Source organism: Aquamicrobium sp. NLF2-7, assembly GCF_022359935.1.
In the GTDB taxonomy this organism is placed as follows: domain Bacteria; phylum Pseudomonadota; class Alphaproteobacteria; order Rhizobiales; family Rhizobiaceae; genus Mesorhizobium; species Mesorhizobium lusatiense.
The window spans coordinates 172,129-195,585 of sequence record NZ_JAKSED010000001.1 but is presented as its reverse complement, the minus strand read 5'-3'; the positions used below and the strand labels follow the sequence as shown (position 1 = coordinate 195,585).

Annotated in this window: 28 protein-coding genes; 17 read left to right on the top strand and 11 right to left on the bottom strand. The window is 62.1% G+C overall.

The window, feature by feature from the left end; genetic code table 11:
* The first annotated feature begins 4 nt into the window (after window positions 1–4).
* The 3 genes from MIC97_RS00945 to MIC97_RS00935 all read left to right on the top strand — a co-directional run bounded on the left by MIC97_RS00945 (window position 5) and on the right by MIC97_RS00935 (window position 4,951).
* Complete coding sequence (locus tag MIC97_RS00945; RefSeq protein ID WP_239798491.1) at window positions 5–3,769, top strand: vitamin B12-dependent ribonucleotide reductase; 3,765 nt, start codon at window positions 5–7, stop codon at window positions 3,767–3,769.
* A gap of 214 nt (window positions 3,770–3,983) precedes the next feature.
* Window positions 3,984–4,544 carry a DJ-1/PfpI family protein gene (locus tag MIC97_RS00940; RefSeq protein ID WP_239798490.1) on the top strand — a complete coding sequence of 187 codons (561 nt, stop codon included), beginning with the start codon at window positions 3,984–3,986 and terminating at the stop codon, window positions 4,542–4,544.
* 44 nt (window positions 4,545–4,588) lie between these two features.
* Window positions 4,589–4,951 (top strand): ribbon-helix-helix domain-containing protein, encoded by a 363-nt coding sequence (locus MIC97_RS00935; RefSeq protein ID WP_183829189.1) that lies wholly within the window; start codon window positions 4,589–4,591, stop codon window positions 4,949–4,951.
* A gap of 23 nt (window positions 4,952–4,974) precedes the next feature.
* On the opposite strand, the gene MIC97_RS00930 is transcribed toward MIC97_RS00935, so the two are convergent.
* The 4 genes from MIC97_RS00930 to MIC97_RS00915 form a co-directional block, all read right to left on the bottom strand.
* Entirely contained in the window at window positions 4,975–6,009 is a 1,035-nt protein-coding gene (locus tag MIC97_RS00930; protein WP_239798489.1) for a glycoside hydrolase family 25 protein, read from the bottom strand.
* Between the two features lie 205 nt (window positions 6,010–6,214).
* A complete protein-coding gene (locus MIC97_RS00925) occupies window positions 6,215–6,409 on the bottom strand; it encodes a hypothetical protein (protein ID WP_239798488.1) in 195 nt (64 codons plus the stop codon).
* 137 nt (window positions 6,410–6,546) lie between these two features.
* On the bottom strand, window positions 6,547–6,795 hold the full coding sequence (locus MIC97_RS00920) for a ParB N-terminal domain-containing protein (RefSeq protein ID WP_183829179.1): 249 nt from the start codon (window positions 6,793–6,795) through the stop codon (window positions 6,547–6,549).
* Window positions 6,796–6,886: 91 nt separating this feature from the next.
* Window positions 6,887–7,345: a hypothetical protein gene (locus tag MIC97_RS00915; RefSeq protein WP_239798487.1), complete on the bottom strand. Its 459-nt coding sequence runs from the start codon at window positions 7,343–7,345 to the stop codon at window positions 6,887–6,889.
* Between the two features lie 202 nt (window positions 7,346–7,547).
* Here MIC97_RS00915 and MIC97_RS00910 point away from each other — a divergent pair, with 202 nt between their 5' ends.
* Together MIC97_RS00910 and MIC97_RS00905 are read left to right on the top strand one after the other, a co-directional pair.
* Window positions 7,548–7,712, top strand: a complete 165-nt coding sequence (locus MIC97_RS00910; RefSeq protein ID WP_183829173.1) for a hypothetical protein — start codon at window positions 7,548–7,550, stop codon at window positions 7,710–7,712.
* Window positions 7,713–7,916: 204 nt separating this feature from the next.
* Window positions 7,917–8,975 (top strand): DUF1176 domain-containing protein, encoded by a 1,059-nt coding sequence (locus MIC97_RS00905; RefSeq protein ID WP_239798486.1) that lies wholly within the window; start codon window positions 7,917–7,919, stop codon window positions 8,973–8,975.
* Window positions 8,976–8,984: 9 nt separating this feature from the next.
* On the opposite strand, the gene MIC97_RS00900 is transcribed toward MIC97_RS00905, so the two are convergent.
* The 3 genes from MIC97_RS00900 to MIC97_RS00890 are packed head-to-tail and all read right to left on the bottom strand — an operon-like array spanning window position 8,985 to window position 11,464.
* The gene (locus tag MIC97_RS00900; protein WP_239798485.1) at window positions 8,985–9,866 is read right to left on the bottom strand and encodes an alpha/beta hydrolase; all 882 of its coding nucleotides are present in this window, start codon (window positions 9,864–9,866) and stop codon (window positions 8,985–8,987) included.
* Window positions 9,863–10,909, bottom strand: coding sequence for an XdhC family protein (locus MIC97_RS00895; protein WP_239798484.1), 1,047 nt, complete (start codon window positions 10,907–10,909; stop codon window positions 9,863–9,865). The genes MIC97_RS00900 and MIC97_RS00895 overlap by 4 nt, the downstream gene beginning before the upstream one ends.
* A 57-nt stretch (window positions 10,910–10,966) precedes the next feature.
* Window positions 10,967–11,464: a flavin reductase gene (locus tag MIC97_RS00890; protein WP_239798483.1), complete on the bottom strand. Its 498-nt coding sequence runs from the start codon at window positions 11,462–11,464 to the stop codon at window positions 10,967–10,969.
* 181 nt (window positions 11,465–11,645) lie between these two features.
* Between MIC97_RS00890 and MIC97_RS00885 the strand changes: the two genes are divergently transcribed.
* The 5 genes from MIC97_RS00885 (at window position 11,646) to purB (ending at window position 16,253) form a co-directional block, all read left to right on the top strand.
* Window positions 11,646–12,704: a branched-chain amino acid ABC transporter substrate-binding protein gene (locus MIC97_RS00885; protein WP_345773527.1), complete on the top strand. Its 1,059-nt coding sequence runs from the start codon at window positions 11,646–11,648 to the stop codon at window positions 12,702–12,704.
* Window positions 12,704–13,705 (top strand): P1 family peptidase, encoded by a 1,002-nt coding sequence (locus tag MIC97_RS00880; RefSeq protein WP_239798482.1) that lies wholly within the window; start codon window positions 12,704–12,706, stop codon window positions 13,703–13,705. The genes MIC97_RS00885 and MIC97_RS00880 overlap by 1 nt, the downstream gene beginning before the upstream one ends.
* Before the next feature lie 77 nt (window positions 13,706–13,782).
* Entirely contained in the window at window positions 13,783–13,971 is a 189-nt protein-coding gene (locus MIC97_RS00875) for a hypothetical protein (RefSeq protein ID WP_239798481.1), read from the top strand.
* Between the two features lie 108 nt (window positions 13,972–14,079).
* Window positions 14,080–14,805, top strand: a complete 726-nt coding sequence (locus MIC97_RS00870) for a DUF2259 domain-containing protein (RefSeq protein ID WP_239798480.1) — start codon at window positions 14,080–14,082, stop codon at window positions 14,803–14,805.
* 140 nt (window positions 14,806–14,945) lie between these two features.
* On the top strand, window positions 14,946–16,253 hold the full coding sequence (purB, locus tag MIC97_RS00865; protein ID WP_239798479.1) for an adenylosuccinate lyase: 1,308 nt from the start codon (window positions 14,946–14,948) through the stop codon (window positions 16,251–16,253).
* A gap of 54 nt (window positions 16,254–16,307) precedes the next feature.
* Here the strand turns inward: purB and MIC97_RS00860 are convergent, their stop codons facing one another.
* Window positions 16,308–16,598, bottom strand: a complete 291-nt coding sequence (locus MIC97_RS00860) for a putative quinol monooxygenase (RefSeq protein WP_239798478.1) — start codon at window positions 16,596–16,598, stop codon at window positions 16,308–16,310.
* Between the two features lie 179 nt (window positions 16,599–16,777).
* Between MIC97_RS00860 and MIC97_RS00855 the strand changes: the two genes are divergently transcribed.
* Entirely contained in the window at window positions 16,778–17,410 is a 633-nt protein-coding gene (locus tag MIC97_RS00855) for a LysE family translocator (RefSeq protein ID WP_239798477.1), read from the top strand.
* A 51-nt stretch (window positions 17,411–17,461) separates the two neighbouring features.
* On the opposite strand, the gene MIC97_RS00850 is transcribed toward MIC97_RS00855, so the two are convergent.
* Window positions 17,462–18,277: a VOC family protein gene (locus tag MIC97_RS00850; RefSeq protein ID WP_239798476.1), complete on the bottom strand. Its 816-nt coding sequence runs from the start codon at window positions 18,275–18,277 to the stop codon at window positions 17,462–17,464.
* A gap of 301 nt (window positions 18,278–18,578) precedes the next feature.
* On the opposite strand from MIC97_RS00850, the gene MIC97_RS00845 reads away from it, so the two are divergent.
* Window positions 18,579–19,052: a GNAT family N-acetyltransferase gene (locus MIC97_RS00845; protein ID WP_239798475.1), complete on the top strand. Its 474-nt coding sequence runs from the start codon at window positions 18,579–18,581 to the stop codon at window positions 19,050–19,052.
* Window positions 19,053–19,125: 73 nt separating this feature from the next.
* Window positions 19,126–19,674: an alpha/beta hydrolase gene (locus MIC97_RS00840; RefSeq protein WP_239798474.1), complete on the top strand. Its 549-nt coding sequence runs from the start codon at window positions 19,126–19,128 to the stop codon at window positions 19,672–19,674.
* Between the two features lie 6 nt (window positions 19,675–19,680).
* On the opposite strand, the gene MIC97_RS00835 is transcribed toward MIC97_RS00840, so the two are convergent.
* Entirely contained in the window at window positions 19,681–20,457 is a 777-nt protein-coding gene (locus MIC97_RS00835) for an HpcH/HpaI aldolase/citrate lyase family protein (RefSeq protein WP_239798473.1), read from the bottom strand.
* 144 nt (window positions 20,458–20,601) lie between these two features.
* The gene (locus tag MIC97_RS00830; protein WP_239798472.1) at window positions 20,602–20,922 is read right to left on the bottom strand and encodes a DUF1476 domain-containing protein; all 321 of its coding nucleotides are present in this window, start codon (window positions 20,920–20,922) and stop codon (window positions 20,602–20,604) included.
* Window positions 20,923–21,202: 280 nt separating this feature from the next.
* Here MIC97_RS00830 and purC point away from each other — a divergent pair, with 280 nt between their 5' ends.
* The 4 genes from purC to MIC97_RS00810 all read left to right on the top strand — a co-directional run bounded on the left by purC (window position 21,203) and on the right by MIC97_RS00810 (window position 23,425).
* The gene (gene purC / locus MIC97_RS00825) at window positions 21,203–21,997 is read left to right on the top strand and encodes a phosphoribosylaminoimidazolesuccinocarboxamide synthase (RefSeq protein WP_239798471.1); all 795 of its coding nucleotides are present in this window, start codon (window positions 21,203–21,205) and stop codon (window positions 21,995–21,997) included.
* A gap of 25 nt (window positions 21,998–22,022) precedes the next feature.
* Window positions 22,023–22,265, top strand: a complete 243-nt coding sequence (purS, locus tag MIC97_RS00820; protein WP_183829134.1) for a phosphoribosylformylglycinamidine synthase subunit PurS — start codon at window positions 22,023–22,025, stop codon at window positions 22,263–22,265.
* Between the two features lies 1 nt (window position 22,266).
* Complete coding sequence (gene purQ / locus MIC97_RS00815; protein ID WP_239798470.1) at window positions 22,267–22,935, top strand: phosphoribosylformylglycinamidine synthase subunit PurQ; 669 nt, start codon at window positions 22,267–22,269, stop codon at window positions 22,933–22,935.
* A gap of 73 nt (window positions 22,936–23,008) precedes the next feature.
* Window positions 23,009–23,425 (top strand): hypothetical protein, encoded by a 417-nt coding sequence (locus MIC97_RS00810; protein WP_239798469.1) that lies wholly within the window; start codon window positions 23,009–23,011, stop codon window positions 23,423–23,425.
* The last annotated feature ends 32 nt before the right edge of the window (window positions 23,426–23,457 follow it).

Sequence of the window (23,457 nt, the reverse complement as noted above, 5' to 3'; positions counted from 1 at the left end):
CCAGATGCGCATCGAACGGCACTTCACAAAAGCGGGTCAGTCTCCCTACACGGAGATCGAGTTCCGCAAGGCCTTGTCGGAGATCAGGAACCCCGACGGCTCGGTTGTGTTCAGGCTCGACAACATCGATGTGCCGGCGCAGTTCAGTCAGGTTGCCGCCGACATCCTCGCCCAGAAGTATTTCCGCAAGGCCGGCGTTCCCGCGCGCCTGAAGAAGGTCGAGGAGAACGACGTTCCTTCCTTCCTGTGGCGTTCGGTGGCCGACGAGGCCGCCCTTGCCGAACTGCCCGAAGGCGAGCGCTACGGCTCCGAGACCGACGCGCGTCAGGTCTTCGACCGTCTGGCCGGCACCTGGACCTACTGGGGCTGGAAGGGCAAATATTTCGACAGCGAGGAAGATGCGCAGGCATTCAAAGACGAGCTGTCCTACATGCTGGCGACGCAGCGCGTGGCGCCGAACTCTCCGCAGTGGTTCAACACCGGCCTGCACTGGGCCTACGGCATCGACGGTCCCGGTCAGGGCCACTTCTATGTCGATCCCTTCACCGGCAAGCTGACCCGCTCGAAGTCTGCCTATGAGCATCCGCAGCCGCACGCCTGCTTCATTCAGTCCGTGGGCGACGACCTCGTCAACGAAGGCGGCATCATGGATCTGTGGGTGCGCGAGGCGCGCCTGTTCAAATACGGCTCCGGAACCGGTTCCAACTTCTCGCATCTGCGCGGCGAAGGCGAAAAGCTTTCCGGCGGCGGCAAGTCGTCGGGCCTGATGAGCTTCCTCAAGATCGGCGACCGTGCCGCCGGCGCCATCAAATCTGGCGGCACCACGCGCCGCGCCGCCAAGATGGTGATCGTCGATGCCGACCACCCGGACATCGAGGCCTTCATCGACTGGAAGGTGAAGGAGGAGCAGAAGGTTGCCGCTCTCGTCACCGGCTCCAAGATCGTGCGCAAGCATCTCGACGCGATCATGAAGGCCTGCGTGAACTGCGAAGGTCAGGACGACGATTGCTTCGACCCCTCGATCAACACCGCGCTGAAGCGCGAGATCAAGGCGGCGAAGAAGAACGCCGTGCCGGAGAACTATGTCCAGCGCGTCATCCAGTTCGCGCGGCAAGGCTACACGGCAATCGAATTCAGCACCTACGACACCGACTGGGATTCGGAAGCCTATCTGACCGTTTCGGGCCAGAACTCGAACAACTCCGTCTCCCTCAAGGACGATTTCCTGCGCGCTGTTGAAAATGACGGCGAGTGGCACCTGACCGCCCGCAAGGACGGCAAGGTGACGAAGACCCTCAAGGCCCGCGACCTGTGGGAGAAGATCGGCTACGCGGCATGGGCCTCGGCCGACCCCGGCCTGCACTTCAACACCACCATGAACGACTGGCACACCTGCCCGGCCGCCGGCCCGATCCGCGCCTCCAACCCGTGCTCGGAATACATGTTCCTCGACGACACGGCGTGCAACCTGGCCTCGGTCAACCTGCTGCCCTACCGCAATCAGGACGGCACCTTCGACATCGCCGCCTATGAGCATACCGTGCGGCTGTGGACCATCGTGCTCGAAGTCTCGGTCATGATGGCGCAGTTCCCGTCGCGCGAAATCGCGGAACTGTCCTACAAGTACCGCACGCTCGGCCTCGGCTACGCCAATATCGGCGGCCTGCTGATGACCTCCGGCATTCCTTACGACTCCGATGAGGGCCGCGGCATCTGCGGTGCGCTGACCGCACTGATGACCGGCGTTTCCTATGCCACCTCCGCCGAGATGGCGGGCGAACTGGGGGCCTTCCCGGATTACGACCGCAACGCCGAAAACATGCTGCGCGTCATGCGCAATCATCGCCGTGCCGCCTATGGCGAGAGCAATGGCTATGAGAAGCTGGCTGTCGACCCTGTGCCGCTCAATGCCGAACATGTCAGCCAGAAGGAACTGGTCGAACATGCCCGCGCCGCATGGGACCGCGCCATCGAGCTTGGCGAGAAGAACGGCTACCGTAACGCGCAGGCAACGGTGATCGCGCCGACCGGCACCATCGGCCTCGTCATGGACTGCGACACCACCGGCATCGAGCCGGACTTCGCGCTGGTGAAGTTCAAGAAGCTGGCCGGCGGCGGCTACTTCAAGATCATCAACCGGGCCGTGCCGGAAGCCCTGCGCACGCTGGGTTACTCCGAGAGCCAGATTGCCGAGATCGAGGCGTACGCCGTCGGTCATGGCAATCTGAATCAGGCTCCCGGCGTAAATCCTTCAACGCTCAGGGCAAAAGGCTTCACCGACGAGAAGATCGAGGCGCTGAACGGTGCGCTGAAATCGGCCTTCGACATCAAGTTCGTGTTCAACCAGTGGACGCTGGGCGCTGACTGGCTGAAGGAGACTTTCGGCTTCACCGACGAGCAGCTCAACGACTTCTCGTTCGAGGTCCTGCCGGCGCTTGGCTTCTCCAGGAAGGAGATCGAGGCCGCCAACATCCATGTCTGCGGTGCGATGACGCTAGAAGGCGCGCCCTTCCTGAAGGACGAGCATCTGGCCGTGTTCGACTGCGCCAATCCGTGCGGCAAGATCGGCAAGCGCTACCTGTCGGTCGAGAGCCACATCCGCATGATGGCCGCGGCGCAGCCCTTCATCTCGGGCGCCATCTCCAAGACCATCAACATGCCGAACGAGGCGACGGTCGAGGATGCCAAGAACGCCTACATGCTGTCGTGGAAACTGGCGCTGAAGGCCAACGCGCTCTACCGCGACGGCTCCAAGCTCTCGCAGCCGCTCAATGCTTCGCTGATCTCCGACGAGGAGGAAGAGGACGATGCGGTCGAGGCTCTGGTTGCCGCTCCGGCAGCTGCCCGTGCTGTGGAAGTGACGGAAAAGATCATCGAGCGCGTGGTCGAAAAGGTGGTGCGCGACCGCGAGAAGCTGCCGAACCGCCGCAAGGGCTACACCCAGAAGGCAGTCGTCGGCGGCCACAAGGTCTATCTGCGCACCGGCGAGTTCGACGATGGCCGCCTCGGCGAGATCTTCATCGACATGCACAAGGAAGGCGCTGCCTTCCGCGCCATGATGAACAATTTTGCCATCGCCATTTCGCTCGGCCTGCAATATGGCGTGCCGCTGGAGGAATATGTCGAGGCCTTCACCTTCGTGAAGTTCGAACCGGCCGGCATGGTGCAGGGCAACGACGCCATCAAGAGCGCCACCTCGATCATCGACTATGTGTTCCGCGAGCTGGCGGTCTCCTATCTGGCGCGCAACGATCTTGCCCATGTCGATACCGACTTCTCCAACACGTCGCTCGGCAAGGGGATCACCGAAGGCAAGGCCCTGCCCTTCTCCAAGGGTCTGGTGCGCGGCGCCTCGACCGTGAAGCTGGTCAGCAGCGAGCCGAAGGGCATGGGCGGCAGCTCGGGCGACAAGGCACAGCGCACCGCGCCGACCGCATTCGCCTCCAACGTCCATCCGATCTCATCGGGAGCGACGGCCCTGAAAAGCGAACTGGCCATAGATGGCGCCGTCGCCTTCAAGCGCGACTTTGAGGAGCAGGCGAAGGAAGCGGCCGAAGAGGTTGCGGAAGCTACGGCCGAAGTCCTGTTCACCGACGCTGCCGCCCGGGAAGCGGCCGATGCCAAGAAGCTCGCCGCCGCTCGCCGGCAGCAGTCGCTGATGCAGGGCTACACGGGCAACGAATGCTCCGAGTGTCACAACTTTACCATGGTGCGGAACGGCACCTGCGAGAAGTGCGACACCTGCGGCGCAACCAGCGGCTGCAGCTAAGGCCCGCGCGGCAATCGACTAACATGATGGAAACGGCCCGTCTTTCAGGTGGGCCGTTTTGTCATTGGAGATGAAAAAAGCGCAGCACCTGCACCCGGACGTCAGGTTCGATCCGCCGGACGGGCCCGGCGACGGCCACCGCGTAGTATGCGGGTAATACCCGCTTCCGCAGTATCGCGCCTATCCTGCCTGTTCCATCGGCAGAGGAGGATAGATGATGGCCAGAATTCTGATGATTACCGGCGATTTCACCGAGGACTATGAAACCATGGTCCCGTTCCAAACCTTGCTGGCGACGGGACATCAGGTGGATGCCGTGTGCCCCGGCAAGAAGGCAGGCGATACGGTCAGGACCGCGATCCATGATTTCGAGGGCGACCAGACCTATTCGGAAAAACCCGGTCATAATTTCGCACTCAACGCCACCTTTAGCGAGACCGACGCCACCGCATATGACGCTCTGGTCGTTCCGGGCGGTCGCGCGCCGGAATATCTGCGGATGAACAACGAGGTGCTCGACATGGTCCGGCACTTCTTCGATGCCGGCAAGCCGGTGGCCGCGATCTGTCACGGTGCGCAGCTTCTGGCGGCGGCAGGCGTGCTCAAGGGGCGCACCTGCTCGGCCTATCCGGCCTGCGCCTATGAGGTCACGGCTTCAGGCGGTACCTTCGCCGATATTGCGGTGACAGAAGCGGTAACCGATGGCAATCTGGTAACCGCACCGGCATGGCCGGCACATCCGGCATGGCTGAAGCAGTTTCTCGCCATCATCTAGCCAGTGCGCGCCTGTCCTTGCGGCTCTTGAGGAGGTGGTCCGCGATGTGTGAGCTTTTCATCAAGGCTGATGCCAGCCAGTGGCAAAGCCGTACCCACAGCCTGCGCATCGATGGAGTGGCCACCTCAATCCGCATCGAGAACCATTTCTGGGACACGCTGACCGAGATCGGGCTGCGCGACGGCATGAGCGTCGCGCAGCTCATCACCCGCCTGTGGCACGAAGCCATGGACGCCGATCACGACCTTGGCAATTTCACGTCATTCCTGCGCGTCTGCTGTGCGCGTTATCACGCGCTGATCGCCGCCGGCGACGTGTCTGCGGACATCGGCGTGCCGATCGCCAGCCATCCGGCTGCCGATATTCTCTCCCGGGAAAACATGCGCCGCAGCCGCATCGTCAACTGACCGGCGCCGCCGCCCGGAATGGTTCAGTTCGCGTCCGCCACCAGCTGCCGCCCGCTCACCCAGTTGCGCCATTGCGCCTCGGTGCCGTTGAACACGTTGAGGTCGATGTTGCCCTTGACCCCGTGCGACAGGCCGGACCCCGAATACTGCCAGAACACCCATTTGCGGCCGGGATAGACCTTGGAGGGGTGCTGGGCGACGGCGCGCAGCCAGAATGGATAGTCCCGGAACGCGTCCTTCAGGTTGTCGGCGTAGAAGTCGGGGGCGGTATAGATGATCGGGCGCTGGCCATAGTGGCGCTCCAGCCGGTCCATGAAGACCTGCATCTTCTCGCGCACCTGTGCCGGCGACGGGCGCTTGCGGCAGCGCGATTCACCGTTCCATTCCACATCGATAACCGGCGGCAGTGCGCCTGCAACCTTCGGCACGTTGCGGATGAACCAGTCCGCCTGCTGGCTGGCCGGGCGGCACCAGTAGAAGAAGTGATAGGCACCCCGCCTGATGCCGGCCGCAGCCGCGCCGTTCCAGTTCTTCATGAACATCGGATCGAGATGATCGCCGCCGTCGGTGGCCTTGATGAAGGCGAAATTGGCGCCCTGGCTGCGCAGCTTGGGCCAGTTGATCTCGCCCTGCCAGCGCGAGACATCGACGCCGTGCACCGCATAATGGCGCGGGGCGACCTTGCCGAAATTGATCGGCTTGGCATCGCGGAACTGCTGGGGATGAATGACCGCATCGATGGCTTTTTGCGACTTTGTCGCCGGCCGGGGCGTCGGCACCAGCGCAGCCGTCTCAAGAGACGGCATGGCGAAGCCGGAGTCTGACTGGCTCTCGCTTTCGACCAGTGCTGCCAGTGCATCGGAGTTGTTGTTTTGCGCAGACGTATCTGCGGTCTGGGCAGCATTTCCAACCCGGGCCGAGGGTGTCAGCGGCCGCGCTATCGAGCTGGTGGTCTCCTGCGACGGACGCGGAACAATGTCCTCTATGCCGACGCTCGACGAGCAGCCGGAGACACCAAGACCGAGAACGAGAAGAGCAAGATAAGCTGAAGAACGCATCCGGGACCTGTACGCAAAACACATCGGCCGGCCGGCAGACTGGAGCCACTCCGGAACTCGCAGACAATTATGAAGGATGAATTACCAACAAAGTTTGAATCAAATTTTTAACTTTTGCGGGCGAACGCGAAAAGTCACCCGATTCCTTCCTGCCTTTCCGCCTCCCTTCACCCGGTGTGCCGGCTGAAGGGAGGCGGAAAGATTTTCAGCAGCCAATGTTCTGCTCGCAGCAATCACGCGCCACCATATAGGCCGGCGGCAGCGAAGGATCTTCGATACGGGCTCGCGCACGCTCCAGCATCCAGCGCAGGCCTTTCGGGTTTACCCGGTCGCGTTGCATGACAAGCTGGACCATTGGGTCGTCCAGCAACTCATCAAGCCTGCTCTGTTTCGCGCTCATATCGTGCCTCTTTATTCGGCCCCCGCCGATGGGTCATAGATAGGAACCCAATCTTGACGCGCCAATGGCACCAAGGCGACTAAGCTATGGCAAATGCGTGAAATTTTGCAGCGGCGAGAGATGGCAGCTTCGCCGGCTCAGTGTTTTCTGGCCTGCACAAGATAAGCGTCGATCGCAGGCTCGCCCAGCCATTTGGCGGCTTCCAGCCGGTGCAAGCCTTCCACCAGAATGTACCGCTTGCCGTCATGGCGGACCTGAACAGGCGTTTTCATGCCGTTCTCGAGAATGTCTTCGGCAAGATGGCGAACCGTTTCAGGGTGCAGCGTCTTGCGACGCGCAGCCGGGACGTAAATGTCGTCCACCGGCACTTTCTGGATTTTCATCATGTCGGCCTGCCCTTTTCCCCGGGCAGCGAAAAGCCACCTTCGGCAGAAGCAATGTAAGCGGCTGATGCAATGACGGCAACGCGATACGGGCTCAGCGTCTTTTCTTCTTCAGGCCCGCTTCATCGATCAGCATGTTGGCGATCTGCATGCGGATCATGGCGCGATGGCGCAGATGCGGCGGCATTCGATCCGGATGATTCGACAGAGCGAACCTGCGGCGCACCTCGCGCAGGTTAACCGCGGGTTCGCCCAGGCCAAGCTCGGACGCGATGCAATCCGGATCGATAGACGGAAGTTCTTCGCGCTGGGATGGCGTTTCGCCCGCAAGTGCGGCCCGCGCCTGATCGAGGAGAACGGAAAAATCCAGGCCGGTGTCGGTTTCGCTTTCCAGATACCGGGCAGCCAGAGCCTCATCCGAAACCCTGATTCGTCCGGAATGCAATTCTTCCACCACAGCCAGATAATCGAAGGGTATGGACGGCAACGGCGCTGCCGGCTCCTCCTCGCGAGGGGGTGCAAAGAGATCGTCCAGCAAAGACGCAAAATCCATTTTGGTGCTGCTGGCTATGGCAGCCTCCCCCCGTTTCTCACGGATGCGGATTCTATTGCCCGCCGGTTAAAAATGGATGCCTGATATGCGAAGAACTTTAAATTGTGCCCCTGCATATCTGCCATGCCAATGCTGCACCGCACAATCGTCACAAACAAGGTATATTGAAGGCCAAGCGGGAGGACAATGCAGGAGCCCTGTCATGGGTTTTGTCACCGAACTTTTCGCTCGCCCCCGCCCTCAGGAAGAAGTGCGCTACCGCACGGCGCTCGCCCTGCTCAACGCCATGAGCAATGCCGACCGCGCCGATATAGGCATCAAACCGGCTGACTTCCCCAGAATCGCCCGCGAGATGTCGCTGCGCTGATCATGAGCCGCCGCTCCGCTGCATGGCGAATCGCTGGCTCGTCGCATAAGCTTGTCCCGAGACACCTCGCTTGTCTTTGCGGCAGCCGTGCCGGCGCTTCATGAGACGGTCAGTTGCCTTGTTTTCGCGAAATTCCGGACGGAAATTCGTGATTCGTCAGCACCGGAACCATTCCGGCGACCGGCACAGGCAGGAGACAGCCTCATGAAAGAAATCTTGGCGCGGACCTTTGTGGCGCTCCTCGGCGGGTGCGTGATGATATCGGCCGTTTCCTCACAGGCTGCAGCGCAGACGGATGCCCCCTATATCGATGATCGTTCCGATCCCGCGGCGTTGATCCGTTCGCTCTACAGCGCCATCAATCGCCACGAATATGCGCGCGCATGGGACTATTTCGGCGAAACCAAGCCAGCGGCCGACTTCGAGAGCTTTGCCAGGGGCTATGAAGGCACGGTTTCGGTCGATGTCGAAACCGGCGGCGTTCTGGAGGAAGGTGCTGCCGGCAGCATTTATTACACCCTGCCTGTGGCGATCCGCGCCGAGCAGGAGGATGGCAGCCGCAAGGTTTTCGCCGGCTGCTATACGCTGCGCCAGCTCAGTGCCCAGACGCAGGAACCGCCCTTCAGGCCGCTGCATATCGAAAAGGGAGCGCTGGAGCCCAGCACATCGGATTTCGACAAGGCGCTTCCTTCAAGCTGCGAGGATGGCCAGATGGTTCCCGAGCGCGATACGCTGCTTGAGAAGGCCAGGGTCGTTTTCGCAGCGAACTATGGCGATCGTTGCGATGCCGCCCTCACCTCGGGCGATGAGGCGAAGGAACCGTCCGCCTATACGATCCGCTACAGCACCAAAACCGACGATGCGGAAAGGCAAGCGCGGCTGTTCCGCTTCCTGTGCATGCGCGGCGCCTACAACGAGACATTCGCCTTCTTCATATCCGACGAGGACGGCGGCGTGCGCCAGCTTCAGTTCTCCGAGCCGGATCTCGACATTCACTACGCCAACAACGATCCCGAAGGCGAACTGGAGGCCGTGAACGTCATCGGATACACCGTTACCGATGAGCTGGTGAATGCCGATTACGATGAAGCCAGTCACATGATCGTTTCGCACGCAAAATGGCGCGGCGTTGGGGATGCCTCTTCAACGGCGACATGGCTGTTCCGCAATGGCAGGTTTGCGCTCGTCCAGTATGATGTCGATGCGTCTTATGACGGCCAGATCAATCCCGAAACTGTTCTCGACTACAATTCGGCACCGTGAACCGACGGATCATCTGGCTTCGGACAGCATCCAGTTGAGCGTTTCGCGCCAGTCCGTCATGCGGATCGGGGTTCCGTGCGTGCCCGTCTCGAAGCGCACGAAGCGCGCAGGATAGGTTTTCGACTTTGCCAGAATAGCGCGGAAGAAGGCTTCCTGTTTTTCCACCGGAAACACCGGATCCCGGCTGCCCTGCCCGAAGAAAACCGGAACGCGCCGCTGAAAGGCGGGGCTGGACAGAAAGCTGTCATCCCACAGGGAGCCCAGCAGCAGCAGCCCGCTCACCGCAGCCCCCTCACCCTTGCCGGCGGCCAGTTTCCAGCACAGCGCGCCGCCCATGGAGCCGCAGGCCACGAATATCTTCGCATCTGGCGAGCGCGCCCGGTAGTGGCCGATCAGGGCCGCGATCTCGGCGGCGCCCTTGTCGCCGAAGTCGGAAAAATCAGGCGACAGGTAAAGCCCGCCATTTTGCGCCATCAGGTTCTTGATGCGATTGAAATTGCCACCGAAGGTGAAATCGTCGACGCCCTGACGGCGGCTTCCGCCCTGCCCGTGCAGATAAAGCACGATGAGACTGGCACCCTCGGTGTGCCCCACGGCGAAATGGCGGATGGTGCCAGTCTCCGTCTTCAGCGCCAGATCCTTCTGAACCTTGCGCACGCCGGTCGATACATAGGCACCCTTCACCCTGCGCTCGGGAATCTGGTCGCGCCCGTTGATGTCGCGCATTTCCTGATAATCGACGACCAAATAGGGATCGCCGGGCTTTCCCGATAAAAGAGCGGGATAGGCGAACAGGTCATCCTTGTAGGGTTTCAGCGTGGCCGATCGGGCGCTGGCCGAAAAGGCGGCGAGCAGCAGCAGGGACAGCAGCGGAACGAAAACGCGTCTCATACCGCATCGTCCCGCGCCTGCAACCCGCGCAGGCGGAACGACTGGATGACTTCGGCCAGTATGGCGACTGCTATCTCGGCCGGATTGGCCGCCGCGATGTTCAGGCCGATCGGAGAACTCACACGCGCCACGCTTTCCGCGCTCAGGCCCGCAGCCGCAAGCCAGGCGACACGGGCGGCGTGCGTCTTGCGGCTGCCGAGCGCGCCAACGTAGAAGCAGCCGGCTTCGAGCGCGAGGCGAACCGCAACATCATCGATCTTCGGATCATGCGTGACCGCGGCAAGGGCCGTGTAACTGTCCAGCGGGACGTCCACCCGCAACACGTCCTGCGGCCAGCGTGCATGCAATGGCACGTTCGGAAAGCGCTCGGGCGTTGCGAACGCGCTTCGCGGGTCGACGATCTCGACCGGATAGCCGGCAAGACGCGCCATGGGCACCAGAGCCTGCGTGATATGCACGGCGCCGACGACAACCAGCCGCGGCTGCGGCACATAGGCATTGAGAAACAGGGGTTTGCCGTCAACCTCGACGCTGCGGGATCTTCCGGTACGGTGCGCCTGCTCGACAGCATCGCTCATCGCCGCGTCGACGGCATCGCCCTGCCGTAACAGGCTGCTTGTGCCATCAGCCAGATCGGTCGCAACAAGCACCGCCCTGCGCGAGAGGCGGGCAGCGTTCAGCGTTTCCAGATCGCCTTGTTCCGGGGCCCCGATCTTTCGGACATGCACCCGGATGCGTCCACCACAGGACAGCCCGACCTGCCATGCCGTCTCATCGGTAACACCGAACTCAAGCAGCTTTGGGTTGCCAGCGGCAATCACGTCAAGCGCCTCGGAGACAACCGCCCCCTCGACGCAGCCTCCGGAAACGGAGCCCTGAAAATTGCCGTCTGCATCAACGACCAGATGGCTGCCGGGGGGACGCGGCGCCGAGCCCCATGTCTCGATGACAGTGGCAAGCGCCACTTGCCGCCCCTGCTTCAGCCATTCCTCCGCGACGCGAAGCGGATCGTTAATTTCCTCAATGTTTTCGGGCACTCCCACGCCTTGCTTCTCCCCTTGAATCAAGCCGTTACAGCGCGGGTCCGGATGTGACGCGCACTACAGAACGTCGTACCGGCGATCGTGATAGATCAGCGGCCGCTGGGGCTCACCTATCCGCAGACCAACCACACGCCCGAACAGGACACGATGTGTGGCGACATCCTTGGTGTCGATGAGTTCGCAGTCGAACACAGCCACGGCATCCTCAAGCGTCGGTGCTCCCGTTGCGATCCGGTCCCACTTCCCTGCCCTGAAACGCTCGGCCATATCGGCGATACCGGTCTGGCCGGAGATGGAGGCGGCAAGCGGACGGTGCTGCTCGCCCAGAGTATTGAGCGCGAACTTGCCGTTGGCCAGATAGATTTCGTTCTTGGGATTTTCCCGGTTCAGGCACACCAGAACGATCGGCGGCGTGTCGGATACCGAGCAGGTCGCGGTTACCGTAGCACCTCTCAGCCCGGCCGGACCATCGGTGGTAACGATATGGACGTGTCCGGCAAATTGGGCCATCGCATCGCGATAAGCCTGTGGTCCGATATCGTTCTTCTTCAGCACCAGCGGAAATCCAGTTTGCGACAGACGGTTATATAAGGCGGTCGCTCACAGGCCACAAGCAAGGCCGGCGGGCGAGACGGGCTGTTTCGTTCCTTACCCTGTGCCATGTTGCTTAAGAAGTCTGCAACCTCTACAGCAAAGCGAACACGCACGGACCCTTCAGGGATATATTTCGGCACCAATGCGCATTGCACAGGCCTTTGCAGCAGCCTTGACCGGCCTCATGCTCACCGGCGGCGCCCATGCGGAGCAGCCTGCAGCAGGGATTGTCGCGCCGCTTTCCGGTCCCTCGGAACTGCTTGGAAAGCAGATATTGACCGGCGCTACGCTTGGGGCCGGCAAACAGGCCAGCCTTACCATCGCCGACGATGCCTGCTCGGCCGAGGGCGGTGCAAACGCCGCCAGAACGCTGGTTCAGGCCGGCGTTAAGGTGGCCATCGGGTTTCTCTGCATCGAATCCATCGAGGCGGCAGCGCCAATCGTGAAGGAAGCGGGCATCCCCATCATCGCCATCGGCGTGCGCGCCGACAGCCTGACCGACCAGCGCGCCCGCAGCGGCTGGCCGGTGTTCCGCCTCGGGCCTCGCGGCGACGGCGAGCGCAACGCGGTCGCCTCGATCCTGACCAGGCTGTGGAAGGATCAGCATTTCGCCATTGTCGACGACGGCACGATCTACGGCCGTGAACTGGCGGAAACGCTGCGCGCGCAGGCTGAACAGGCCGCCCTCAAGCCGGTTTTCACGGACACGTTCCGGCCCGGCCTCGACAACCAGATCGCCCTTGTCGGACGTCTTCGCCGCGCCGGCGCCACGCATGTGTTCGTCGGCGGCGAAGCCGAGGACGTCGCGATCATGGCGCGCGATGCCGCCGGGCTGGATGCCGGCATCACTTTCGCCGGAGGCGAAGCGCTGCGCGCCGCCGTCGCAGACGTTCCGCTCGCAACCGGGACGCTGATGATCGGCCTGCCGGAATGGTCGGAAATGGCGGACCCGCAGGTGATTGAAGCGTTCAATGCGGCCGGCGAGCTTGCCGAGGGCTATGCCCTGCCGGCCTATGCGGCGGTGCAGATTGCCGAACAGGCCGCCGCAAGCGGCAAACCTCTGGCGGACGCTCTGTCGCAACAGGCGTTTTCGACAGCCATCGGCCAGATCCGTTTCGATGAAAAAGGCGATCTGACCCAAAGCCCCTATCGCCTGTTCCGTTTCGACGGGCAGCGTTTCGCTGAACAGGAGGTTCCGTGATGTTCCGTACGGGTGCGCGCAACCTCGTCACCGATGTCGCCGGACTTCGCGTCGGCAATGCCGCTGACCTGCGCATCAGGTCCGGCGTCACCGTCGTACTGTGCGACGAGCCGGCCGTGGCGGCGGTGCAGGTTCTGGGCGGCGCGCCCGGCACCCGCGAAACCGACCTGCTTGAGCCGCACAACACGGTTGAGGCCGTCAATGCCGTGGTGCTGGCTGGTGGTTCCGCCTTCGGGCTCGATGCCGCCTCCGGAACGCAGGCCTTTCTGCGCGAACAGGGCGTCGGCTTTGCCGTACAGGACCAGGTTGTGCCGATCGTGCCGGCCGCCATCCTGTTCGACCTCACCAATGGCGGCGACAAGGACTGGGGCCGCTATCCGCCCTATCGCGAACTCGGATATGAAGCGGCTCGCCTCGCCGCCGCGGATTTCGCCATCGGCACGCAGGGAGCCGGCACCGGCGCGTTAACCGCCGGCCTGAAGGGCGGGCTGGGCTCGGCCTCGACGGTTCTCGACAATGGCATCACCGTCGGCGCGCTGGTGGCGGTCAACCCGCTGGGGTCGGTGACGATGGGACGCAGCCGCCATTTCTGGGCCTCGCCCTTCGAAATCGGCGACGAGTTCGGCGGGCTCGGCCTGCCCTCACCGATGCCGGACGATGCCCGCGAAATCCGCCTGAAATTCAGCGAAAAACCGCAGGGCGCAGCGACGACGATCGCCATCATAGCCTCGGATGCGGTCCTCACCAAAGCCGCCGCGAAGCGGCTGGCCATCGCTGCCCATGACGGCTTCTCCCGCGCGATATGGCCGAGCCACACGCCGTTCGACGGCGATCTGGTCTTCGCACTGGCAACGGGGCGCAGCGGCATCACGGTATCGCCCGAACAGGCCATCGAACTCGGCGCCGTCGCCGGCGCCACCATGGCGCGGGCCATCGCGCGTGGAGTACATGCCGCGACGCGGGTGGAAGGCGATCCGTTTCCGGTGTGGTCGGCCAGTTGAGCATCACATGCCCATGATGGCTGGACGCACGGAGGCAGCGTCTCTATCCTGATCCTAACCATTGTTGGGAGAGCCGCATGTCTGCCCTCTATTTCGATCAGCTTAAGCGGCAAAAGACCATGAGAGGCAAGAAACTTCTCTCCGACACCAATCTGGACAGTCACAAGCCGACGGTCATCAGCGCGCCACCCATACCCGACAACGGGAAAATCCGCATCGAACGCAACGAAGACGGGGCCACGAAAATCATCGTTTCCGATCCCTGAAAAATGATCCCGCCACGTGCGGAGCAATTCACCTTTCCCATTATAAAGCCTGATTTTCCGGCGAAAGCACGGGCTGATGACCCTGCTTTCATTCCACAGGAGCCTGCCTTGCGATTCGCCTCATTTTCGTCCGCTCTGATCCTTGCCGGTGTCTGTGCCACCGCCGCCCATTCTGGTGACACGGCCGAGCTGAACATTCTCGGCTTCAGCCAGAATGGAAATGTCTTCGCCTTCGAGGAATATGGGGTGCAGGACGGCTCCGGCTTCCCTTACGCTAACCGCTACTACATCGACACGGCAACCGACAGCTATGTGAAGGGCTCGCCCGTGCGCGTGCGCATCGATGACGAGAGCGCGACACTTCAGGCCGCCCGCGACAAGGCGCGCGGACAGGGCGAGGCCATCGTCAAACAGGCCGAGCTTGCTGCCAATCGCGGCTACACGGCCGGCCAGAACGCCGTCACCGAGCTTTCGGCCGATCCGTCGCGCATGGCGGTCAATCCGCGCCCTGTCTTCCCGGCCATCGACAAGCCGCTGGAATTTCGTCTGGAGACCATCCCCTTCGGCGCGCTGGAACAGTGCCACGGCATGGGCGAGGCACAGGGCTTCCGCCTCATGCGCATCGACGCCACCGATGGCGGCAGGAACCAGCTCGTGCATGACGATAAGTCGATACCGCAAAGCCGTGGCTGCCCGACCGGATATTCGATCGGCGCGATCCAGACCTTCGCCAGCGAGGGCAGCGTCAGCCACTATGCCGTGCTGATTGCCGTTCAGAAGGTTGGCTTCGAGGGTCCCGACCATCGCTGGATGGCAGTCACCGGGAAGTACTGAGGATTCTGCAGATCGATTTTACGGGAAGGCCGGGCATCTGTCCGGCCTTTTCGCGACCGGCATCGATCATCCCGCGTTGAGCATCGGCGCTCACTCTGTTAGGAGGCGGACGACTTCCCTCTAGAGTTAAGGGCCTGCTGATGATCCCCCGTTATTCCCGGCCGGAAATGGTCGCCATCTGGTCTCCCGAGACCCGCTTCCGCATCTGGTTCGAGATCGAGGCCCATGCCTGCGACGCGCTGGCCGAGCTTGGGGTCATCCCGAAGGAAGCCGCGAAGACGATCTGGGAAAAGGGCGGCAGCGCCACCTTCGATGTCGAGCGCATCGACGAGATCGAGCGCGTCACCAAGCATGACGTCATCGCCTTCCTCACCCATCTGGCCGAGTTTGTCGGCCCGGATTCGCGCTTCATCCATCAGGGCATGACCTCGTCGGACGTACTCGACACCTGCCTTGCCGTGCAGCTCACCCGCGCGTCCGACCTGCTGCTGGCCGACATCGACACGCTGCTGGAAGCTCTGAAGCGCCGCGCCTTCGAGCATAAGGACACCGTCACCATCGGCCGCAGCCATGGCATCCATGCAGAGCCCACCACCTTCGGCGTAAAGCTGGCCGAAGCCTATGCCGAGTTCAGCCGCTGCCGCGAGCGGCTGGTGCATGCGCGCGAGGACATCGCCACCTGCGCCATTTCCGGCGCGGTCGGCACCTTCGCCAATATCGACCCCTATGTGGAAGAGCATGTGGCCAAGAAGCTCGGCCTCAAGCCGGAGCCCGTGTCCACGCAGGTCATCCCGCGCGACCGCCACGCCATGTTCTTTGCCACGCTTGGCGTCATCGCCTCGTCGATCGAGCGCGTAGCCATCGAAATCCGCCACCTCCAGCGCACCGAGGTTCTGGAAGCGGAGGAATATTTCTCGCCGGGCCAGAAGGGTTCCTCGGCCATGCCGCACAAGCGCAATCCGGTTCTGACCGAGAACCTCACCGGCCTCGCCCGCATGGTGCGTTCCTACGCGTTCCCTGCCATGGAGAACGTGGCGCTCTGGCATGAGCGCGATATCTCGCACTCCTCGGTGGAGCGTATGATCGGCCCCGATGCGACCGTGACGCTGGACTTCGCGCTGGCGCGCCTCACCAGCGTGATCGACAAGCTGCTGGTCTATCCCGAAAACATGGAGCGCAACCTCAACCGGTTCCGCGGTCTGGTGCATTCGCAGCGTGTGCTGCTGGCGCTGACGCAGGCGGGGGTATCGCGCGAGGATTCCTACCGCCTCGTGCAGCGCAACGCCATGAAGGTCTGGGAACAGGGCAAGGATTTCCTTGAGGAACTGCTGGCTGACGCGGAAGTGACGGCCGCCCTTTCCGAAGCTGAAATCCGCGAAAAATTCGACCTCGGCTATCACACCAAGCATGTCGACACGATCTTCAGGCGGGTGTTCGGCAAAAGCTGAAAGCCCCTCGATTAACCACCTGCCTGTCTCGCGACCGGCAGGTGGACAGGAGTTTCAGGACGCGAACGCATCCATCAGAATGAACGTCCCGTCCCTGCGCTGGTGCTGATTGATGAGCGGCACCAGCCGCCTGAAGTGTTCGCTGCGGCAATGAGCATCCAGCGCCGCCCGATCCGGCCACTCTTCGATGAAAACGAAATGCCCGGCATCCTTCTGGTCCACAAACAGATCATAAGCGATGCAGAGCGGTTCCTGCCGCGTCTTTTCCACCAGATCCGCATAAAGCGGCGTGACGATGCCGATGCGATCCGGCTTGATGAAGTCTTCGGCGATAACCTTGAGCATGGCACAACTCCTTGCCCGGAAATGGAATCGGCCCCGGACCTCCGCTTCATCTGGCACATAGCGCGATCAGAACATGTCAGGAGTGTTAGCATCCGGACGCAGGATGTGGCCTGACTATTCGTCTGCGAAAATATCCTGTAAGCATGACAGCAGGCACTCTCCCATGCCGGAGTATCCCGATGCCCGATCCGAACAACCTTCTGGCCTTCGCCCTGATCGCGCTTGGCATGGTTCTCACGCCGGGGCCGAACATGGTCTATCTGGTGTCGCGCTCGATCTCTCAGGGGCGCACGGCCGGGCTCATATCGCTCGGCGGCGTGGCGCTCGGCTTCGTGTTCTACATGCTGTGCGCGGCCTTCGGCATCACGGCACTGCTGATGGCCGTGCCTTACGCCTATGATGCGATCCGGTTCGCCGGAGCCGCCTATCTCCTGTGGCTTGCCTGGCAAGCTTTCCGTCCCGGCGGACGCTCTCCGTTTCAGGTTCGCGACCTGCCCAAGGATAGTCCCCGCAAGCTTTTCCTCATGGGATTCCTGACCAACCTGCTGAACCCCAAGATCGCGGTCATGTATCTGTCTCTGCTGCCGCAGTTCATCGATCCGTCAAACGGAAACGTGCTTGCGCAGGCTCTCGTCCTTGGCACGACACAGATTGCCATCAGCGTCATCGTCAACGCGATGATTGCCATATCGGCCGGCACGATCGCGCTCTTTCTCGTGCGGCGCCCGTCCTTCGCCGTTCTCCAGCGCTGGGTCATGGGCACCGTTCTGGCTGCGCTGGCGGTGAGGATGGCCACCGAAGCACGGCGGTAACTTTCTCTGCCGCCGCGAGGGAAAGAACTTCGCGACGGCAGGTTCCGATGGTTACGCCGCTTTGCCGGGAACGGTCCGGATCACCGTGCCCCACGGATCCTCGCGGCTGGTGTCGGTAGAGACTTGCGACGACCGCATCTCCACCCATGACAGGCCGCTGCGGCCGGGGTCGCGACGGCCTGCGCCGGGGCTCTGCCAGATGTTGCCGGCGATGTGGTGATGATAGCCGCCGGACGACATGAAGACGGCCTTGTCGCCATAGTGCGCCACGGTGTCGAACCCGAATTCCTTGTGCCACCAGTTCTCAGCCTGCGACGGATCGCCGACGCGCAGATGGACATGGCCGACAACCGTATTTTCAGGCGCGCCATGCCAGCCGGCGTCGCCGGCGGGGACGGAACCGATGACGCTCTCGACATCCATGCGCGCGGTGGCCATCTCCACCTGCCCGTTTTGCCATTTCCAGCCTTTATGCGGGCGGTCGGCATAGATTTCGATGCCATTGCCTTCCGGGTCGGTCAGGTAGAGGGCCTCGGACACGATGTGGTCGGAGGCGCCGTCGATCCTGATCTTGTCGGCTATGGCATGGTTGATCCAGCGCCCGAGATCGGCGCGTGACGGCAACAGAAAGGCCGTGTGGAACAGGCCCGCCGAACGCGGATTGTCAGGCTTCGCGGACTTGTCGGATTCAATCACCAGCAAAGGCCGGCCAGCGGCACCCAGCGTGATCGTCTCGCCGTCGCGCGACAGCTCCTGCAGGCCGACGATCGCGCGGTAATAGGCGGCCAGCGCTTCGGCATCGCGGGCGCGCAGGCCGACGCGGGAAACGCTGACCGGCGTCGTGGCGGCAAAGGGAAGTCCACTCATTGTTGTCTCCATTCGAGGCGCCTGCGCTCCACCCGCTCCAACCATGAAGGGCAGAACGGCGGCCGCACCGGCAAAGCTGCGTCGTGTCAGTTTCAAGGGAACCTCCGGCACGATTTTTCAGCCTCAATATCGTTCAACGATGTTGTTCATACAATAATGCAGATATCGAACATTTCGTTCACTTTTCCGATAACAATTATTGCTGATCGACCGGCTGCTTGTGCCAGAAGCCAGTATGCCTGACCCCGCCGCAATTCCTCATGTTAAGATGAATTCCTTCCTTCCAGATGAGATCATTCCCATGAGCGCAACCCCCTCTCCCCACCTGCGTCCCGCCCGTACAGGCGACGGCGCTGCCGTCTTCGAGGTCACACGGCTCTCCGTGCGCGCTCTGGCAAGGGACCACTACTCAGCGGAGCAGATCGAGGGGTGGATGGGCGCACGTACGCCGCACTATTACGAACAGCTGATCGCCCAGGGGCGTATGGTCGTTGCCGAACTCGAGGGTGAGATCGTGGGCTTCGTCGATGCCGAACCCGGCGAGGTGACTCGCCTGTTCATTCTGGAACGGGTGGCGGGCTATGGGCTCGGCAAGCGTCTTCTGGCAATCGGGGTGGAAAATGCGTGGCGCGACCATGAAGGCCCCATCCGCATTGAATCCACGATCAATGCAGAGGGTTTCTATAGGAGCCAAGGTTTTCGCCCCGTAGGACGAGGGTTTTTCTCACATGGGCTCGGCGGCGATCCGATCGAGATCGTGCATATGGAGCTTTGAGGCACGGCAACCGCTTTGCGCCGTGGGCTGTACCGGGCTTGCACCGGCAAAACAGCATCGCTACATGCGGCCCATGAAAGTCAAAGACGCAGAACTCCTCATCGTTCCCGGCTACACCAATTCCGGCCCCGATCACTGGCAATCCCGCTGGGAAGCCCGGCTGTCGAGCGCGCGCAGGGTGGAGCAGGCGGAATGGTCGAAACCCGTGCGCGAGGACTGGACGGCGACGCTCGCCAACGCAGTCAACGCGGCTGAAAAGCCGGTCGTCCTTGTCGCCCATTCGCTCGGCGTGCCCACGGTCATGCATGCGCTGCCGCTTTTCAACAAGCCGGTGTCAGGCGCCTTTCTGGTCGCTCCGCCGGATGTCGCCAATCCCGCCATCAGGCCCAGGCATCTGATGACCTTCGGCCCGTATCCCCGCGATCCGCTGCCCTTTCCCTCGATCACGATAGCCAGCCGCAATGATCCTTATTGCGCTTTCGAGGTGGCTGAAGACATCGCCTCGGCATGGGGCTCGCTGTTCATCGATGCAGGGGAATCGGGCCATATCAACGCCGATTCCGGTCATGGCCCATGGCCGGAAGGATCAATGACCTTTGCCCATTTCATGAGCCGCCTTTAAGGCGCCCTATCTGGAGCCGACGGACTGCTTCAGGCTCGACAGCAGGCCGGCGGCTCCCTGCGCAATGAGCTGGTGCTCCGAGCCGGTTGCGAGCAGGCGGTAGCCCATATCCACGAAACGGCCGGCAATTGCCGGATCGGTGACATAGATGCCTGCGTGCTTGCCGGCCGCCCTCGCCCGCTTCGCCACCGAAGCCACGGTCTCCATGATCGCCTCAAGCGTCGAGTCGACCTGACGGCCTTCGGTCCACGCGATCGAGAAATCGCCTGGCCCGAGAAATATGGCATCGATGCCCGGCGTGGCCAGAATGCCGTCCAGGGCATCCAGCGCTTCACGCGTCTCGATCATTGCGAAGGACAGCGTGCGTTCGTTGCTCGTCCGCAGCCATTGCTGATGATCGCCCTGCCCGTGGCGCGGAAAGGCATAGGTCGGGCCCCATGAGCGCCCGCCCAGCGGTGGGTATTTCATGGCGGCGGCGAATGCCCGCGCATCCGCCACCGAGTTGATCATCGGCGCGATGACCGCTTCGGCTCCAAAATCGAGCGCACGGCTGGCCATGTCGAAGCGGCCCACCGGCACACGCACGATTGCCGCCTTTCCCGCGGAGAGAACCGGAGCGAGGCAGCGCAGAACGCTGTCTTCGTTATGGCCGCCATGCTGCATGTCGAGCGTGATGGCATCGAAGCCCTGCGCTGCCATGATCTCGACGGTCAAAGCATCAGGCACGCCGGACCAGCTTGTGAACACCACCGCATCGGATTCAAGGCGTTGTTTGAGCGACATGTTTTTCTCGCAATCTGATTCCGGAAAAGACCGGAACCTTCTGTCTTTTAAACGAAAAACCGCCCGGAATGACCGGGCGGCTCCATTTCTCAGCCTCGATCAGGCGTGCGGCGAAGCTGAAAGACCTCGCGCAACGCCGCTGCCTCAGCCGTTCTTGACCTGCTCGGCGGCAGTCGCCAGCAATTCTTCCATGGTGCGGCGGATCTGGTGGTCGGACTGTGCGACACCGGCGGCGTCGAAATCCTTGCGCACCTTGCGGAACACGTCCTCGTCGCCCGCTTCCTCGAAATCGGCCTGCACCACTTCCTTGGCATAGGCTTCCGCATCGGCGCCGCTCTTGCCGAGCTTTTCGGCGGCCCAGAGGCCCAGAAGCTTGTTGCGGCGGGCGATTGCCCGGAATTTCTGCTCTTCGTCCAGCGCGAACTTGCGCTCGAAGCCCTCCTGACGGTCCTTCATATTGGTCATGGCCTTAATCTCCGGCTGCAAGCGATTCGAATTGCCCATGCAATATGGGCTCACAACCCACAAACCAAAAGGCTGCCGGGCGGTCAATATGCGATCTTGCATGGCGCGATCCGGCCGCATGTGCCTCAACAGCTGTCGAAAGCGGTGCATGTCCGCGATTCCAATTGAGCAAACGGTTCGTTTGCGCTAGAGACCCGGCTGAGCCCCATGGTTGCCGCAACAGCGGCCTGTAAAGGGATGGTCGCCGTGGCCCTCCCTTCCAACCAGAGAAAACACCGCGATGAAGTCACGCCGCCGCATCTATGAAGGCAAGGCCAAGATTCTCTATGAAGGACCTGAGCCTGGCACCCTGATCCAGTTCTTCAAGGACGACGCCACCGCCTTCAACGCCAAGAAGCATGAAGTGGTGGATGGCAAGGGCGTGCTCAACAACCGCATTTCCGAGCACATCTTCACCCATCTGAACCGTATGGGCATTCCGACCCATTTCATCCGCCGGCTGAACATGCGTGAGCAACTCATCAAGGAAGTGGAGATCATCCCCCTTGAAGTGGTGGTGCGCAACGTTGCCGCCGGCTCGCTGGCCAAGCGCCTCGGCATCGATGAAGGCACGGTGCTGCCGCGCTCGATCATCGAGTTCTACTACAAGGCCGATGCGCTGGACGACCCGATGGTCTCGGAAGAGCACATCACCGCTTTCGGCTGGGCAAGCCCGCAGGAAATCGACGACATCATGGCGCTCGCCATCCGCGTCAATGACTTCCTCTCCGGCCTGTTCCTCGGCGTCGGCATCCAGCTCGTCGACTTCAAGATGGAATGCGGACGCCTGTTCGAGGGCGACATGATGCGTATCGTCGTCGCTGACGAGATTTCGCCGGACTCCTGCCGCCTGTGGGATGTTGCCACTCAGGACAAGCTCGACAAGGACCGTTTCCGCCGCGACATGGGCGGCCTCGTCGAGGCCTATCAGGAAGTGGCCCGCCGCCTCGGCATCATGAACGAGAACGAACCGCCGCGCCCCACCGGCCCGGTACTCGTTTCATCCGGTTTGCCCAAGGGCACAAAACCGCATTGACCTTTTCCGAGAGGAGCATCTGAGCGTGATCAAGGCCCGCGTTATCGTAACTCTCAAGAACGGCGTGCTCGACCCGCAGGGCAAGGCCATCGAGCATGCGCTCGGCGGACTGGGCTTCGACAGCGTTGGTCCCGTGCGTCAGGGCAAGGTGTTCGATGTCGAGCTTACCCATGGCGACAAGGCAAAAGCCGAAGCCGACCTCAAGGCCATGTGCGAGAAGCTTCTGGCCAATACCGTGATCGAAAACTACGCGGTGGAGATCGCCTGAAGTGAAGTCAGCCGTCGTCCTCCTCCCCGGCCTCAACCGCGACCGCGACATGATCGCGGCGCTGACGAAGATTTCCGGCAAGCCGCCGGTGACCGTCTGGGAAACCGACACGACCATTCCCGATGTCGATCTCATCGTCATTCCCGGCGGTTTTTCCTATGGTGACTATCTGCGCTGCGGGGCGATCGCTGCGCGCATGCCGGCCCTCCGCGCCGTGGCGGAAGCTGCTGGCCGGGGCGTGATGGTGATCGGCGTCTGCAACGGCTTCCAGATTCTCGTGGAAGCCGGCCTGCTGCCCGGCGCGCTGATGCGCAACACCTCGCTGAAATTCGTCTGCCGGGAGGTGAAGCTTCAGGTGGCCAACGCCAACACCTCTTTCACGCGCAATTATCAGGCCGGCCAGATCATCCGCTGCCCTGTCGCGCACCACGACGGCAACTTTTTCGCCGACGCGGAGACGCTGGCAAGGCTGGAAGGTCAGGGACAGGTGGTGTTCCGCTATGCGGAGGGCACCAATCCCAATGGTTCCGTCAACGACATAGCGGGTATCGTCAGCGACAAGGGCAACGTCCTTGGCATGATGCCTCACCCGGAAAATCTGATTGAAGCAGCGCATGGCGGGACCGACGGCCGTGCCTTGTTTGAAAGTGCACTGGGCATAGCGGCCTGATGCACTGTGGCAGCCCCGCCCCGGTGCGGCGTGGCTTCTGCTGAAAGAGTTGCGGTTCGATATAGGCGGGCAGATGACGGCTACCTCGATGACACTCAGGTTTGCGGTGCTGGTCGCGGCGACATTTGCGCTCGCCTCCTGTCAGTCAGGCTCAAAAGCGCCTTCGCAACCCACAGGAAAGAGCGCGGCCCTGAGATCTATGGAACAGGTGGCGACGGCAGCCTACAAATGCTGGTTTGCCAGCAAGGATCCCGCTTTCCGTTCCTACCAGATGGCCAATGAGCTCAATAATTTCGGAGGCACGCCGCGCTTCCTCCTAGTTCCTGCACGAAATTACGGCGCCAAGCCGCTTCTGGTGGTGCAGGCGACCGGCAACTCAAGTCGCGTCGATGTTTTCGGACCGCTGATGGGCGATGCCCTCGGCTCCCGCATCAGTGCTGATATTACACGCTGGCAAAGTGGCAATCCGGCCTGCTCTGCTTCGGCATAGGCACAGAAATCTGAAAAGCAGCCGGTGTGTTT